This is a genomic window from Effusibacillus consociatus (assembly GCF_042652925.1).
GTDB classification, from domain to species: domain Bacteria; phylum Bacillota; class Bacilli; order Tumebacillales; family Effusibacillaceae; genus Effusibacillus; species Effusibacillus consociatus.
On sequence record NZ_JBHSHC010000112.1, the window covers coordinates 125,459 to 140,554 of the forward strand.

Sequence of the window (15,096 nt, forward strand, 5' to 3'; positions counted from 1 at the left end):
AAGGGTGTTTTTGCTTTTTATGGTTTTAAAAATGAGACAAAAGACCTACCCAAAACAAAGGCGGTTAGACCCATACAAAACAGGACTTAAATCAAATATAGTGTAGTTGGAAAGTTGATAAATTCATGGTTTTAGGCCCTTTTTGTCGAAACTTGCAGGATTGTGCCTGCTCCTGACGAACTACTTAAAAAAATCATCCGAATGGAGGGATTGTCCATTGAATGCATTTACTACCAAGACGATGCAAATTCTCGAACGATCTCTCGACGCTTCCAGTCTTCGTCATAAGGTATTGGCGAATAACATCGCCAATGTGGATACCCCGAATTTTAAGCGAAGTGACGTCTCGTTTGATTCTGCACTTCAAGCTTATCTCAATGAAAGTCCCGCCGCTTTACCGGGGATGGTTACACACCCCCGTCATATCCCGATCGGAATTCAATCCCTAAGTCAAATTCAACCTGAAATTGTTGTTGAGGAATCAACGATAGTAAACAACAACGGAAACAACGTAGATATCGATTCGGAAATGACACAGCTTGCTGTCAATCAAATTAAGTACAATGCGTTAATCCAACAGTTAAACGGACACTTCGCAAAACTCCGAAGCGCTATTCAAGGAGGTCGCTAATCATGGGGTTATTCGACGGAATTGCTATAAGTGCATCAGGTCTGACCGCACAGCGGTTGAGGATGGATGTAATAGCCAATAACATCGCCAACGCGCAATCGACCCGATCAGCCGAAGATCCGACCATCCCTTATCAAAGGCAGCGTGCAGTTTTTACTCCCGTTCAGGGGCCGGGATCTTTCGCCTCCGTTTTGCAAAACAGTTTGCAGTCGCCGGGTCAAGGGGTTCAGGCAACGGTTGAAAAAGATACGGAAACTCCGTTCAAATTGGTTTATGATCCAACGCATCCGGACTCGATCAAGGATCCGAATGATCCGATGTACGGATACGTGAGAATGCCCAATGTTGATATATCCATGGAGATGGTCGATATGATTTCGGCTTCGAGGGGATATGAAGCGAATGTCACCGCTGTGAATGCGGCCAAAACGATGGCTTTGAAAGCTCTGGAGATCGGGCGATAGGAGGAATAGACAATGATAAATCGCGTGACGAATCCAATCCCTTCATCGATCACCGGGACGGGTATGACGAATCAGGAGGCTGCAGGTCCGTCCTTCTCAACCGTTCTTGGGGAGACGCTGAATAAAGTGGCCGATATGGAAGTGGGAGCCTCCAAGCTCACTCAACAAATGGCTGCGGGGCAAGGGGCCGACCTTCATACGATCATGATTGCCGGTGAGAAAGCTTCGCTTGCTCTCCAAATGACGATTCAGGTCCGCAATAAAGTGATTGATGCATACCAGGAAATCATGCGAATGCAAATGTAACATCAGTAACAGTATGTAGAGAGATATATGAGGTGACATCGTGAACCAACGGATTCGTGAACTTATAGAACGTGTGTCTGGGAATTGGAAACAGCTGCAGGCTCATCAGCGCCGGAATCTAATGATTGCCGGTGGATTCTTTGTCCTCACTGTTGTACTTCTCAGTTGGTTCGCGTTTCGTCCAAACTATGTAGCCGTCTACTCCAATCTGGAAGCCGGGGCTGCAGGTGAAATTGTTGCGAAACTTGATGAGATGAAGATTCCGAACAAAATTCAGGGAACTACAGTTCTGGTGCCTGAAGAGCACGCGGATAAGGCGCGGGTTCAGCTTGCTATGAACAACCTCCCAAAGTCAGGATACATTGATTTTGGGATCTTTAATGAGAAGAACATCGTTGGAATGACGGAACGCGAGATTGATATCAAGTATTTGACCGCCTTGCAGGGCACCGTTGCCAACACGATTCGTTCCATCAAAGGCGTTGAGGATGCAAAAGTACATATCGTGATGCAGGAACAGAAATTGTTTGTGAAAGAAGCTCTGCAAGATGCCAAAGCTTCAGTTTTATTGAATTTGGCCCCCGGGGCAAAGCTTTCCCAAGAGCAAGTGGCAGGCATTCAGCAGTTGGTTGCCGGATCGGTGAAAGGACTTAAGCCGGAAAACATAACGATTGTCGATCAAAATGGGGTCCGTCTCCTGGAAGAGGGTCAACAGCCTGGAACCGGGAACGTTGCCTCCAAAGAGATTGAAGTACGGAAGATGATTCAGCAAGACTATGAAAAACGGATACGCAACACATTGGAAAAGATGTTCGGGTACGGAAACGTGGAGGTGTTGGTGAATCCGGAGGTGTCCTTCGACAAGGTGCAAAAAAAGGAAGAGGTATATACCTCTCCGGTTAAAGACAGTGATCGAGGGCTCGTCCGTTCGGACCAAAAGACAAGTGAAACATTTGAAAATGCCCCTTCAACTGGAGGGGCGGCAGGCAATAACACAAACAACCCGAACTCTCAAACGAAATCGGCAACAGGCAATACCAGCAGCGGAGAAAAGAAAGCTCAGACCACCAACTACGAACTTAACAAAGCGATTATCGAGACAGTGGGACAAGCTTTTGAAATCAAAAAGATGTCGGTCTCGGTAATGGTGAACGGTCAACTTAACAACCAACAGAAACAAGATATAACCAACCTTGTAGCGACCGCCATAGGGTACCAAAACACCGGGGGCAACAATGCCGACATAACGGTGATGGGAACCACATTCCAGGTTTCGCCGAATCCTTTCCAACAATCATGGTATGAAAATCCCCTGGTGCTCGGCGGCATTGCCGCGGGACTCCTGTTGCTTGGCGGAGGGGCGTTTGCGGTCGCTCGCCGGCGCAAGACATCCGGGGAAGAGGACTTTATCCCCGTACCGGTTGCGGCGCTGCAAAGTATGCCCGAGGAAACTTCCCAACAGAAAATCAAAAAACAGCTTGAAAAAATGGTCAATCAGAAGCCCGATGATTTTGTGAATCTACTGCGTACTTGGCTGGCAGAGGAGTAGGAGTGAACTGGCGTGGCACGCGTTACACAACAAAAACTGTCCGGTCGCCAAAAAGCTGCTGTTCTTCTCGTCGCCTTAGGGCCTGAGATTTCGGCGAAGATATTCAAACACCTTCGGGACGACGAGATAGAACAGCTGACGCTTGAAATTGCGAATGTCCGGAAAATTGATTATTCGGAGAAGGAAGCGGTTCTTGAGGAATTCCATCAAATCTGTGTTGCGCAAGAGTATCTTTCAATGGGCGGCATCGAGTATGCCAAAGAAGTATTGGAAAAGGCGCTTGGGAACCAGAAGGCACTTGATATAATCAACCGATTAACAGCTTCCCTGCAGGTAAGGCCTTTCGAGTTTGCTCGAAAGGCGGACCCGAACCAAATCTTGAACTTTATCCAAAATGAGCATCCGCAAACGATCGCTTTGGTTCTGGCTTATTTGGATCCCGCTCAGGCGGGGATGATCCTGTCTTCTTTGCCGCAAGAAATGCAAGCGGATGTGGCGAGGCGAATTGCTCTGATGGACAGAACATCACCCGAAGTGGTGAATGATGTGGAAAGAGTACTGGAAGCAAAATTGTCCCAGATGGCTGTGCACGACTTCTCCGCCGGAGGCGGTATTGATGCAATAGTTCAGGTTCTGAACGGGGTCGACCGCTCAACAGAAAAGACGATTCTTGAATCGCTGGAACTGCAGGATCCGGAACTGGCCGATGAGATTAAAAAGCGGATGTTCGTATTCGAAGACATTGTTCTTCTCGACAATCGATCGATCCAGAGAGTTATTCGCGATGTGGAGACTGCCGATTTGCAGTTGGCGCTTAAGGTGGCCAGTGAGGAAGTTCAGGACATCATATTTAAGAACATGTCGAAACGCATGGCGGATACGTTTAAACAGGATATGGAGTTCATGGGGCCTGTTCGTTTGCGGGATGTCGAAGAGGCTCAGCAGAGAATTGTGGGTGTGATCAGACGACTCGAAGAGAGTGGGGAAATCGTAATCGCTCGCGGAGGAGGCGACGATATCATTGTCTAAAATCGTGAAATCTCTATACACAACGGTGGCCGGACAACGAACGATTCATACCGTTCCCGTAGTCAAGGTGATAACGCCTCCGGGCTTTCTGAATCACGAATCGGAGCCTCAAGAAGCGGAACCGGTTTTGTCGCCGGAAGAAATAATAAAAGAAGCACAAAAACAAGCAGCACGGATGCTCGAAAACACCCGTAGGGAAGCGGATTTGATTGTGAATGACGCAAAACGGCAGGCAGAAGCGATTCTGACTGACTCCAGGCGTCAAGTCGAGGAAGCGGTTGCCCAAGCGCAAAAAGCCGGCTATGAAATCGGTTTTGAAGAAGGAAAAACAGCAGGAGAGACTCTCTTTCAGGAGAAGATCCAAGAGGTTTTGGGAAGGATGAGTCAAATCGAAGCCGAGCGACAGGAGTATCTGCTTCAATCGGAACAACAACTCCTTGTGTTGGCCTGCGAGATCGCAAGAAGGATTATGGGAAGAGAGATCGAGCTCGGCATGTCCTGGGTGGAAGCTACCTTAAAAGGTGCCCTTGCTGAGCTTGTGAATCGGTCTCATGTGGAAGTGCATGCTCACCCGGACGACATTCCGCTGCTGATCGACATCAAAAGTGAAATCTCTTCTCCGTACAATGCCCAAATCGAATTTAAGTTTACTGCTGATTCGAGTATTGAGAAAGGTGGCTGCATTCTGCGGACTCGCCAGGGTGCAGTAGACGCTCGTATCGATACACAGTTGAATGAGGTGAAACGGGCTTTGCTGGAGACGGCAGCAGCCTTAAGCCGTGAATAGATTTCCGCTTGAAGCCTATCTGGATGTTACTCGAAAAATCTCCCGGTTTGTTCACCATGGAAAAGTTGTTCAAGTAATCGGCTTGACGATTGAGTCAATAGGTCCGACAGCAAAAGTGGGCGACATTTGCTGGATTTATCCGGTGAATCGGTCGACGCCATGTATGGCCGAAGTAGTGGGGTTTCGGGATGACCGGGTACTGCTAATGCCGCTTGGCGATCTCGGGGCAATCGGTCCGGGCAGCGAAGTCCGGGGGACCGGCAGATCTCTGCAGGTTCCGGTTGGCAAACCCTTGCTGGGTCGAATTCTGAATGGGGTAGGTATTCCGATTGACGATTTGGGGCCTCTGCCGTGCAAGGATGAAAAACCAACCGATAATGATCCTCCTAATCCTTTAACTCGGCCGACAATTCGTTCTCCGTTAAGTGTAGGTGTTCGATCCATCGATGGTCTTCTGAGTGTCGGCCGGGGCCAAAGAATCGGGATATTTGCAGGAAGCGGCGTGGGCAAAAGTACCCTTTTAGGAATGATTGCCCGCAACACTTCCGCTGATGTAAATGTCATTGCATTGATTGGGGAACGAGGAAGAGAAGTGCGTGAGTTCATTGAGAAGGATCTCGGAGCGGAAGGGATGGCAAGGTCGGTGCTAGTGGTTGCCACATCTGACCAACCGGCGTTGATTCGGATTAAAGGAGCTCTGATAGCGACTACGATCGCCGAATATTTCAGGGACCAAGGACTTCACGTCAATCTGATGATGGATTCATGCACCCGATTTGCTATGGCCCAGCGGGAAATCGGTTTGGCCGTAGGCGAACCTCCCGCTACGAAAGGGTATACCCCTTCCGTATTCGCGCTGCTTCCTAAACTGCTGGAAAGAGCAGGTACAGGAGCAGGAGGAACGATAACAGGGTTTTATACGGTTCTGGTGGACGGAGATGACATGAATGATCCTATCGCGGATGCAGTTCGCGGGATTCTTGACGGGCACGTCGTATTGTCAAGGGAATTGGCCAACAAAGGACACTTTCCAGCCATTGACGTTTTGGCAAGCGTCAGCAGGGTAATGAATGATTTGGCGGCTCCGGAACACCGGAAAGCGGCTGTTGCTTTTAAAAAATTGGCTGCAATTTATCGGGACGCGGAAGACCTGATTCGGATCGGGGCTTACCAAGCCGGCAGCAATCGGGAAATCGACCTTGCGATTGAACTCAGGGAGCGCATGAATCGGTTTGTGCGACAAGAAGTTGATGATAAGAGTGACTATGTTTCATCGATCCAAGAATTAATCGATTTGTTTGAGGGGGTTGATGTATGAGTCTCACGCTGCAAACCATACAAAAAATCAACTCGGTGAAAAAAATGCTGGTCAGGCAAACGGAATGGGAACTTCTTGAGGTGAGCAAGCAGCAATCCGAAGCTTCTGAACTCCTGAATCGCATGCAGGATGAAGTCGATCATTTGCATTTTAAATTCAACCAGAAACGTGCATCAGGCGGTTCCGCAGCGGAGCTTGCTGCATGGGGTGAATGGCTCAACTTTCAACGCCAAATGATTCAGGATCAGGTGGCCCTGTGCCAAAAACTGTTGGAGAAGATGGAAAGTAGCCGCTGCAAATTGGCGGAACGACAGCGTGACGAGGAAATTTGGCAGCAGCTTAAGGACAAGCAGATTGAAATTCGAAACGAAGAATTAAAACGACAGGAACAGGCAGAGTTGGATGAAATCAGTTTGCAATCCCGCCGGTTTCGGTTATAAATAGGCTTTCCCGTGAGGGATCCCGATCCGAGAGGAGAGGTGCAGGATGGAAGAAAGAGCATACGGAAAGATGGAATGGTTGTTTTATATTATTATCCTTCCGTTGCTGTTTACCAGTTTAATCTTGGGGCTGGTTCTCCAGTTCATGGGTTATAACGTGACCGGCAAATTGCTGTCTGTCGCCCGCCAGACTCCTGTCATCAGTTCGATAGTGCCACCCGATGAAAAAACCAAGCAGGAGCGTTCCGAGGTGCGGAAACTTACTGCAGAACTGGATCAGGTCAAAAAAGACCTTGAGCAAGCGAAACAAACCAGCGAACAGTATGCGCAGGATCTGGCTCAAAAAGAACAACAGGTCGCACAACTAAAGCAAAAAAATGAGCAGGCCGACAAGCAGGAAAGTGATCGGCAGGCGGCGGATGAATATTGGAAGACACAAGCCAAGGTGTACTCCGAAATGTCTCCTAAAAACGCGGCCGGAATTTTGGCTTCGCTCCCCCTGGTGGAAGCAAGGGCAATAATCGGCAGAATGACCACTGATGTCAAGGCTTCTGTTCTGGAAAAAATGGATCCGAAATATGCCGCCTTGATCGAATCGAACGCAGGGAATCCAAACGACCAAAAATCTGCTCAAGACCATTACAAAACAACACCAAGTGTCTACAGTCTGATGTCTCCTGATAAAGCAGCCAAGATTCTTTCGGAGATGACCGCCCAGCAGGCAAGGATGATTCTGAACGGAATGAACGTGGAGGCAAAAGCGGCCATCCTGGAAAAAATGGATCCCGTCAAAGCGGCCGAACGTGCCTAACACAAAGTTGAGGCAGACTGCCTTAACAAACCAGCTTTTATGAAGGGAGGTGAGAACGATGAATACGACAGGAAATATCCTTGTAAATCAGACCTCCGGTGCCGTCCCTTTGAACAACCCGGCAAGCCAGCCCGCTTCAAGCGAAATGACCGGCTTGTTTCAAAAGTTGGTAAAAGGGGAACTCTCTGGCGAAAGCGGCAATACCGGATGGAATGAACTGCTTGAACTGCTTGCCGGAATCAACGGGGAACAAATGGCGGAATTGATAGCTATGCTGGGACTGAATCCGTATCCGTATCCAACGCATCTGTTGCTGAATGGTTCCTCCGCTTCGGCAGTCGGGGTGCAGACTTTCCGCCAGACAGGTTCCGGGAATCCTCAAGCCATCAAAGAGCAGCTTGGCAAAGCCATTATGGAACTTTTCCAGAAAGCCGATTTAACTCTGCAGGAGGCATTGAAGACTGTGAAAGAATCTGCCGCCAAACAAGGGATTCCATCCGGGGGGGCTTTGCTGGAACTGATTGAATCAGTCAGCCAACAAGATCCTAAGGCTTCAATCTCTGTCTCATCAGGTGCTTTGACTTTCTCCGTTGAACCGAAGGGCTATCGCAAATCCGACGCCTTGTTATTTATACAAGGATCACAAATTCGACCGGAATTGGCTGCAATTTCGGAGGGGCCTGCTCAAATCGAAAAACCGGTCGGTTCCGGTGTCTTTGAAGAGCAAGCGGCTACCCAAGGGATCAACGAAACTAAGGCGCCAACCCCAATTCTCGAACATTCAGCACAACAACCATCTGCTGTGGGGCCCGGCTCGATGGCGAGTCCAATGGTTTCGCCAACAATCGGGGGAGCGAATCAAGGATCTGCTGAAGGGGCACGGACCGTTTATCTTCAGATTCGGCCTGATCAGTTTCAATCCGATTTTCCTGCTGCGCTGATCAAACATGCTTCTTTGATTGAACGCGGGGGCATGAGTGAAATGCGAATGACTTTGGTTCCTGAAGGACTGGGAGAAATTCAGGTTCGGATCCAAGGGGAAGGGGGACACGTAGCACTCCAGATTTCGGCTGATTCCCAATATGCGCGAGCTTTATTGGATTCCGGTATTGGTGCGTTGAAACTGCAGCTCGAATCACAAGGTGTCCAGGTAAACCGAGTTGAAGTGGTTCCTTCCTCTTTCACTGGATCTTCCGTCTCGGAACAGGGAATGTTTGACGGACAACAACAACAGCGGGATACCCACACCCGGAATCAGCAGAAACAACATCAACCCGAATCAGATTTCACACTTGATGAATTTATGGATCAAGAAAATCTTAGGATGGCAAATGGTGAATTCGAAGCTATCGCGTAGGGGGTGATCGGATGGCTGTAAGCGGAACGAATGGAGTCGGCAGCACGAATAGCTCCGCCGACAATAAATCGGCAGTTTCCAAGCAACTTGGAAAAGACGAGTTTCTAAAGATTTTACTGACACAACTGAAGTACCAAGATCCGATGTCTCCGATGCAGGATCGTGAGTTTATTACTCAGATGGCTCAATTCAGCGCTTTGGAACAGATGACGAATACGGCCCACGGATTGGAGAAGCTCCAAAAGATCAACTCTCTGGGGATCGCCTTTAATTTAGTCGGGGCAAATGTGACCTATAAGAAATCTGACGGCGGGGATGTACAAGGGAAAGTCACCGGTGCTGAAATGGTGAACGGCGTGATGCAGTTGAGAGTGGACGATCAATTGGTGGATCTCGCGGATATTATCAAAATGGTGAAGTGAAGTGAGGTGAAGCGAGATGAATCAAGACTGGCTGTTTGGAGTCCGCGGTCCGCTACCTGTGACCGGTTCTGCCCCAAGAAAGACGAATCCTCCATCAGCAGGTGAACCGGGCGCATTTCAAGCGGAACTCGACAAGCAGCTTAAACCATCCCATATAGTGGTATCAAACCATGCGAAACAGCGTCTGGAGAAAAGGAATATTCGGCTGAACGATGTGGATCTGCAGCGGATCGGACTAGCGATTAACCAAGTCGCCGCAAAGGGCGGCAAGGAATCACTCATTTTGTTTAAAAATACAGCGTTCGTTGTGAACGTCCCAAACCGCACCATTATCACCGCTTTTGATCAACAGTCGATGAAGGACAATGTGTTTACAAATATTGATAGTGCAATGATTTTATAGAACCGGCCCACCTGTTGGAGGTTCTCGGAAACGCCGAATGACAGACGCGTTTTCACTCGAAAAACAAACAGAGATTCTTGGGAGGCGAAATCTGAATGCTTCGTTCGATGTATTCCGGTATTTCCGGTATGCGCGGTTTTCAAACAAAATTGGACGTGATCGGAAACAATATTGCAAATGTAAATACGTCTGGATTTAAAGCGGGCCGTGTGATGTTCAAAGATATTCTCAGCCAGACAGTGGGCGGTGCAGCAGCTCCTGTAGACGGAAGTCTTGGCGGAATCAACCCCAAACAGATCGGATTGGGAAGTTCGATTTCATCGATTGACACCATCCATACACAAGGGAGTGCGCAAACCACCAACGTACCGACAGACCTGATGGTTGACGGAGAAGGGTTTTTCGTTTTAATGAAGGATGACCAAACTTACTATACCCGTGCAGGCAATTTCAAATTGGATGGGAATCGTACTCTGGTAGCGCCAAATGGAATGCGGGTTCAATCTGATGCGGGCGATATTGTCATTCCTGAGAATGCACAGTCCTTCACAATTGATAACAAAGGCGGCGTAAGTTATATCGATGAAACCGGTGCTTCGCAGCTTCTTGCCACAATCCAAACTGCTGCGTTTATCAATCCGGGCGGTTTGCTTAAAGCGGGAGACAACTTATATGTGCAAAGCCCGAACTCGGGGGAGCCCTTAGTCGGGAATCCGGGAATTGAAGGCCGGGGATTGTTGATGGTGGGTGTTCTGGAGATGTCCAACGTCGAACTCACAAATGAATTTACGGAAATGATCGTAGCTCAACGCGGTTTCCAAGCAAACTCCAGGATTATCACCACATCCGATGAAATCCTGCAGGAAGTTGTAAACCTGAAACGTTAAACCTGAACGAACCCCGCCAAAGTGACGACTGCCTTGGCGGGGAAATAGAATACGGACAGGCGAAGCAGGCCTCTAAGGAGGAATTATCATGATCAAGGTTACCCGTTTCAACGGTACCGAGCTTACTCTTAACGCAACCTTGATAGAAATGGTGGAAGGAACTCCCGATACGGTGATCACGTTGGTTACCAACAAAAAGATTGTGGTCAAAGAGCCTGTGGATGAAGTGGTCCGGCTAATCACCGAGTATTACAAATCAATTGGGCTTATCGGCTTGCAAGTGCGCCAAAACGCGGGGTGAGAGAATTGTTTCAAAATAAACTCTTTAATTTTGCATTAATTATCATCATATCAATCGCAATGCTGGGAGTCGTAGCGATTGTAGGCTTTCAATACATCGGAAAGTCCTCGGAAGCCGCGGCCAAACCAAAAGTTGTATCTACAGAAGAACTGGCGAAGAGTCAGTTTGTGGTCGACAAAATTACCACCAATTTATCCGGTTCCAGCCTGATTCAAATCGGAATTTCGCTGCAAGCCGATTCAACGAAAACAGTAGAAGAATTAGGATTTCTAAAGGTGCAAGCAAAAGACACCATTAATCAAATCCTTCACTCAACAACACATGTGGACATTCAGAACGACAAGGGATATCAACAAATAAGGGATCGCATTAAAGAAGGAATCAATAAACATCTTCAAAAGGGTAAAGTCGTCGATGTGTATATCACCGAGATTGTCGTCCAATAAGCAATGACATGAAAGAGGCAAGGGGGTGACTCTGTATGGCGGAAGTATTATCCCAAAGTGAGATCGATGCCCTGCTGTCTGCGTTATCGTCCGGTGAACTGTCTGCCGAGGAGATTCGGAAAGACGATACGGAGCGTAAGATCAAAAATTACGATTTTAAACGGGCAATGCGCTTTTCCAAGGATCAAATCCGCAGTTTAACCAGAATCTTTGAAAATTTTTCTCGTCTGTTAACGACTTATTTCTCTGCCCAACTGCGTACTTATGTTCACATTCAGGTCATTTCGGTTGAACAGCTGCCATATGAAGAGTTTATCCGGTCAATCCCGAAAGTTACAATTCTAAATGTTTTTGGAGTGCAACCTCTGGATGGCAAGTTCGTGATGGAAGTCAATCCCAATATAGCCTATGCGATGCTGGATCGACTGCTTGGCGGGCAAGGGGTTGGGCAGGACGAAGTCAGGAATTTGACAGAGATTGAAACTACGGTTATGGTACGGATGTTCGGCAGATCGCTGGAGTATTTTGGAGAGGCTTGGAAGGGGGTTGCGGATATCATTCCGGAACTGGACATGCTGGAAGTTAATCCGCAATTTATGCAATTGGTATCACCAAATGAAACAGTTGCGGTTGTATCCCTCTCTTCGAAGATTGGTGAGACGACAGGAATGATCAACGTCTGTATGCCGCACGTCGTGCTGGAACCGATCATGCCGAAGCTGTCCGCTCACTATTGGATGAATATGAAAAAGCCGCGTGACAATTCCAAGGATCTGGAAGCCATTCAAAGCTCCTTAAAGCGAGCTTATCTCCCGATTTCGGTTGAATTAGGGTCTTCGACCATCAGCATCGGGGAATTCTTACAGCTGGCTGTTGGTGATGTAATCAAGCTTGATAACGACATTAACCAGAAGGTTGAAATCAAAGTCGGCAGCAACCGTAAATATCTCGGTCAACCGGGAACAAGCCGGGGAAAAATTGCCGTACAGGTCACTGAAGTTCTTGAGGAAGGGGTGGTGGAAGATGACAGGTAAGGACTTCCTATCACAAGAAGAAATTGATGCATTGCTTCGCCAAAGCGGCATTGGAGAGGCCGACACTGCACCCCCATCGGTGGAATTAACAGAATTCGAGCGTGATGCGCTTGGGGAGATTGGAAATATTTCCTTTGGAACTGCTGCAACGGCTCTGTCCACATTGCTTCGCCAGAAGGTTGAAATTACGACCCCAAGCGTTTCCGTTGTTCGCCGTGATGAACTGGAAAACGATCTGCCGATTCCGCATGTGGTAATCAAAGTCGATTACACTGACGGATTTGTCGGTTCCAATGTTCTTGCCATTCGCACGAAAGATGCTCAGATTATCGCCGATCTGATGCTTGGCGGCGATGGAAAAGTGGATGTAGGGGAACTGAATGAACTGCATATGAGTGCAGTTGCTGAGGCGATGAACCAGATGATGGGATCTGCAGCGACGTCGATGTCTACCATTTTTAGCATGATGGTCAATATAACGCCCCCAAAAGTAGACATTCTGACTTTCGACGAGCAGCATGCCAACGCCTTGTTTCCCATGGATGATGTGCTTGTCAAAATCTCTTTCCGCCTTCTGGTTGGCGATTTAATAGATTCGACGATCATGCATCTGGTTCCCATCAAATTCGCAAAAACAATGTTAGCCAAATTGACCGGAAAGAGCGAAGAGGACACAGCACCTGCACCTGCTGCAAATGCTGCACCGCCAGTACCTGAACCTGCATCTTCGAGCGAACAAGCGGCGGCTCCCATTCCTCAAGCTCCCGCTGTACCAGCTCCAAACCCTGCAGTTGGAGCGCCGATGGGTTATCCTCCAGTGAATGGGTACGGAGTGCCGCCAATGGGCAATGTCTCAGTTCCCACTGTAAATGTTCAGCCAGCCCAGTTTGCCGCTTTCGATGCAGTCGATCCCTCTGTTATCAGCAAGGGAAATTTAAATCTATTGTTGGATATCCCGCTGCAAGTCACAGTAGAACTTGGCAGAACGCGTAAGCAGATCCGGGAGATTCTCGAACTGGGACCGGGTTCCATTCTTGAATTGGACAAGCTGGCGGGGGAACCGGTGGATATTTTAGTCAATAACAAGTTGATTGCCAAAGGTGAAGTAGTCGTTATTGATGAGAATTTTGGAGTTCGTGTAACGGATATAATTACTCCCGCAGAACGAATCACCAAACTTCAATAAAAAATTTAGGGGGATATTACGATGGCAAAAAAAATTCTGATTGTGGACGATGCCGCATTTATGCGCATGATGATTAAAGAAATTCTTACGAAAAACGGATACGAAGTCGTTGGAGAAGCCCAAGACGGGAGAGAAGCTGTCGCGAAGTATAAGGAATTGAGCCCGGATCTTGTAACGCTCGACATCACGATGCCGGAATTGGATGGTCTGGGTGCTTTGAAAGAAATTCGACAGTTTGACCCGAACGCAAAAGTGATTATGTGTTCCGCCATGGGCCAGCAAGCAATGGTAATTGATGCAATTCAGGCGGGTGCAAAGGATTTTATTGTGAAACCGTTCCAAGCGGATCGTGTATTAGAGGCGATTCATAAGGTAATCGGGTAGGAACGTTTAGAGGGGAACGGGAGGGTCCGCAGTTTGGCACTTGATGATAATGTTTCAAAAATGATCGAACGGGGCAATGGACAAGGAGGCGGGATACAATCTCCTCCTGTAGGCGGTGACGGTAATGGATGGTCCCTGTTTTTGGGAATTGTCGAAATGATTCTGGTGCTGGGCTTGCTTGCAGCAGTTATTTTCTTGCTGATCAAGTTTTTGGCTGTAAAAACCAACCCGGGCCGGGTGTATCCAATGATGCGTACAATTTCCGTTCACCCGTTGACCTCAAATCGGACCATCCACATGGTTTCACTGGAGGATCGAGTGTATGTTGTTGGAGTTGGGGAAGAGGTAACGTTATTGGAAGTGATAAAGGATCAGGAGTTGGTCGAACGCCTGAAAAATCAGTCCGCAGTGGTGGGCAGTCCGGATCTTCCCGCGTGGCTTCCGAAATGGCTGCCGATTCAAAAAAAGTCGGAAGTGGAAGAAGACACGGAATCTCTTCCGTTTTACGAAACTTTGCAATCGAAACTCCAACAGATGAAAGATCAGCGAAAAAAGATTCGGAAATGGGACTCTGATGAAAATGAATAAAAACATTTGGTGCCTGCTTTTTGTTGGTGTGGGATTGTGGATGCATACGGGTACGGTGTTTGCCGAGGGGATTGGAATACCGGGAATAAACCTCGATTTTACCACCTCGGACGATCCGCAAAGTATAGCTGCAAGTCTGCAAATTATACTGCTTTTGACCGTTTTGTCGCTTGCACCCGCTATTTTAATTCTGATGACCTGTTTCACCCGAATCATCGTGGTTCTCTCTTTTGTTCGGAACGCTCTTTCCATTCAACAGATGCCGCCGAACCAAGTGCTGATTGGATTGGCTCTTTTCATGACATTGTTTGTAATGACCCCTACCCTGACACAGGTGAATGAAAAGGCTTTACAGCCTTACTTGGCCGGTCAAGTGACGCAATCCCAAGCGTTTGAACAAGCGGCGATACCATTTAAACATTTTATGGCGAAACAAACGCGTGAAAAGGATCTCATGCTGTTTATTGAATATCGGAAAAGCCCGATTCCAAAATCGGTTGAGGAAATCCCGTTATCGACGTTGGTGCCGGCTTATGCAATCAGTGAGCTGAAAACCGCCTTTCAGATTGGATTCATGATTTTTATTCCTTTCCTGATCATTGACTTGGTGGTTTCTACGACTCTTATGTCAATGGGGATGATGATGCTTCCGCCGGTAATGATCTCACTTCCTTTTAAAATCTTATTATTCGTCATGGTAGATGGTTGGTATCTGATTGTAAAATCGCTGCTCCAAGGCTACCAGTAGCCGTA

20 protein-coding genes are annotated in these 15,096 nt (G+C 47.9%); all 20 read left to right on the forward strand.

Translation table 11 applies throughout. The features are described from left to right. The first annotated feature begins 217 nt into the window (after positions 1 to 217). The 20 genes from flgB (at position 218) to fliP (ending at position 15,091) form a co-directional block, all read left to right on the forward strand. Positions 218 to 631 carry a flagellar basal body rod protein FlgB gene (flgB, locus tag ACFO8Q_RS15525; protein WP_380026723.1) on the forward strand — a complete coding sequence of 138 codons (414 nt, stop codon included), beginning with the start codon at positions 218 to 220 and terminating at the stop codon, positions 629 to 631. 2 nt (positions 632 to 633) lie between these two features. After that, positions 634 to 1,095: a flagellar basal body rod protein FlgC gene (gene flgC, locus ACFO8Q_RS15530; protein WP_380026724.1), complete on the forward strand. Its 462-nt coding sequence runs from the start codon at positions 634 to 636 to the stop codon at positions 1,093 to 1,095. Between the two features lie 12 nt (positions 1,096 to 1,107). Beyond that, complete coding sequence (gene fliE / locus ACFO8Q_RS15535) at positions 1,108 to 1,401, forward strand: flagellar hook-basal body complex protein FliE (protein WP_380026725.1); 294 nt, start codon at positions 1,108 to 1,110, stop codon at positions 1,399 to 1,401. 40 nt (positions 1,402 to 1,441) lie between these two features. Then, complete coding sequence (gene fliF / locus ACFO8Q_RS15540) at positions 1,442 to 2,950, forward strand: flagellar basal-body MS-ring/collar protein FliF (RefSeq protein WP_380026726.1); 1,509 nt, start codon at positions 1,442 to 1,444, stop codon at positions 2,948 to 2,950. Between the two features lie 12 nt (positions 2,951 to 2,962). Beyond that, on the forward strand, positions 2,963 to 3,979 hold the full coding sequence (fliG, locus tag ACFO8Q_RS15545; RefSeq protein ID WP_380026728.1) for a flagellar motor switch protein FliG: 1,017 nt from the start codon (positions 2,963 to 2,965) through the stop codon (positions 3,977 to 3,979). Beyond that, positions 3,972 to 4,766 carry a FliH/SctL family protein gene (locus ACFO8Q_RS15550; RefSeq protein WP_380026729.1) on the forward strand — a complete coding sequence of 265 codons (795 nt, stop codon included), beginning with the start codon at positions 3,972 to 3,974 and terminating at the stop codon, positions 4,764 to 4,766. The genes fliG and ACFO8Q_RS15550 overlap by 8 nt, the downstream gene beginning before the upstream one ends. Then, the gene (fliI, locus tag ACFO8Q_RS15555; RefSeq protein ID WP_380026730.1) at positions 4,759 to 6,084 is read left to right on the forward strand and encodes a flagellar protein export ATPase FliI; all 1,326 of its coding nucleotides are present in this window, start codon (positions 4,759 to 4,761) and stop codon (positions 6,082 to 6,084) included. The genes ACFO8Q_RS15550 and fliI overlap by 8 nt, the downstream gene beginning before the upstream one ends. Next, positions 6,081 to 6,524 (forward strand): flagellar export protein FliJ, encoded by a 444-nt coding sequence (gene fliJ / locus ACFO8Q_RS15560; RefSeq protein ID WP_380026731.1) that lies wholly within the window; start codon positions 6,081 to 6,083, stop codon positions 6,522 to 6,524. The genes fliI and fliJ overlap by 4 nt, the downstream gene beginning before the upstream one ends. Positions 6,525 to 6,570: 46 nt before the next feature. Then, the gene (locus ACFO8Q_RS15565; RefSeq protein WP_380026732.1) at positions 6,571 to 7,335 is read left to right on the forward strand and encodes a hypothetical protein; all 765 of its coding nucleotides are present in this window, start codon (positions 6,571 to 6,573) and stop codon (positions 7,333 to 7,335) included. Positions 7,336 to 7,393: 58 nt separating this feature from the next. Beyond that, on the forward strand, positions 7,394 to 8,692 hold the full coding sequence (locus ACFO8Q_RS15570) for a flagellar hook-length control protein FliK (protein ID WP_380026733.1): 1,299 nt from the start codon (positions 7,394 to 7,396) through the stop codon (positions 8,690 to 8,692). Between the two features lie 11 nt (positions 8,693 to 8,703). Continuing rightward, on the forward strand, positions 8,704 to 9,114 hold the full coding sequence (locus ACFO8Q_RS15575) for a flagellar hook capping FlgD N-terminal domain-containing protein (protein ID WP_380026735.1): 411 nt from the start codon (positions 8,704 to 8,706) through the stop codon (positions 9,112 to 9,114). Positions 9,115 to 9,130: 16 nt separating this feature from the next. Beyond that, entirely contained in the window at positions 9,131 to 9,517 is a 387-nt protein-coding gene (locus ACFO8Q_RS15580) for a TIGR02530 family flagellar biosynthesis protein (RefSeq protein ID WP_380026736.1), read from the forward strand. A 95-nt stretch (positions 9,518 to 9,612) separates the two neighbouring features. Beyond that, positions 9,613 to 10,404 (forward strand): flagellar basal body rod protein FlgG, encoded by a 792-nt coding sequence (gene flgG / locus ACFO8Q_RS15585; protein WP_380026738.1) that lies wholly within the window; start codon positions 9,613 to 9,615, stop codon positions 10,402 to 10,404. A gap of 88 nt (positions 10,405 to 10,492) precedes the next feature. Further along, on the forward strand, positions 10,493 to 10,705 hold the full coding sequence (locus ACFO8Q_RS15590) for a flagellar FlbD family protein (RefSeq protein WP_380026739.1): 213 nt from the start codon (positions 10,493 to 10,495) through the stop codon (positions 10,703 to 10,705). A gap of 5 nt (positions 10,706 to 10,710) precedes the next feature. Further along, positions 10,711 to 11,151 carry a flagellar basal body-associated FliL family protein gene (locus tag ACFO8Q_RS15595; RefSeq protein ID WP_380026740.1) on the forward strand — a complete coding sequence of 147 codons (441 nt, stop codon included), beginning with the start codon at positions 10,711 to 10,713 and terminating at the stop codon, positions 11,149 to 11,151. Positions 11,152 to 11,186: 35 nt separating this feature from the next. After that, entirely contained in the window at positions 11,187 to 12,185 is a 999-nt protein-coding gene (gene fliM, locus ACFO8Q_RS15600) for a flagellar motor switch protein FliM (protein ID WP_380026742.1), read from the forward strand. Then, a complete protein-coding gene (fliY, locus tag ACFO8Q_RS15605) occupies positions 12,175 to 13,371 on the forward strand; it encodes a flagellar motor switch phosphatase FliY (protein WP_380026743.1) in 1,197 nt (398 codons plus the stop codon). Before fliM ends, fliY begins: the two co-directional genes overlap by 11 nt. 21 nt (positions 13,372 to 13,392) lie before the next feature. Then, a complete protein-coding gene (locus ACFO8Q_RS15610; protein WP_380026745.1) occupies positions 13,393 to 13,755 on the forward strand; it encodes a response regulator in 363 nt (120 codons plus the stop codon). A gap of 33 nt (positions 13,756 to 13,788) precedes the next feature. Further along, on the forward strand, positions 13,789 to 14,343 hold the full coding sequence (locus ACFO8Q_RS15615; protein ID WP_380026746.1) for a flagellar biosynthetic protein FliO: 555 nt from the start codon (positions 13,789 to 13,791) through the stop codon (positions 14,341 to 14,343). After that, entirely contained in the window at positions 14,336 to 15,091 is a 756-nt protein-coding gene (gene fliP / locus ACFO8Q_RS15620) for a flagellar type III secretion system pore protein FliP (protein WP_380026748.1), read from the forward strand. The genes ACFO8Q_RS15615 and fliP overlap by 8 nt, the downstream gene beginning before the upstream one ends. Positions 15,092 to 15,096: the final 5 nt, after the last annotated feature.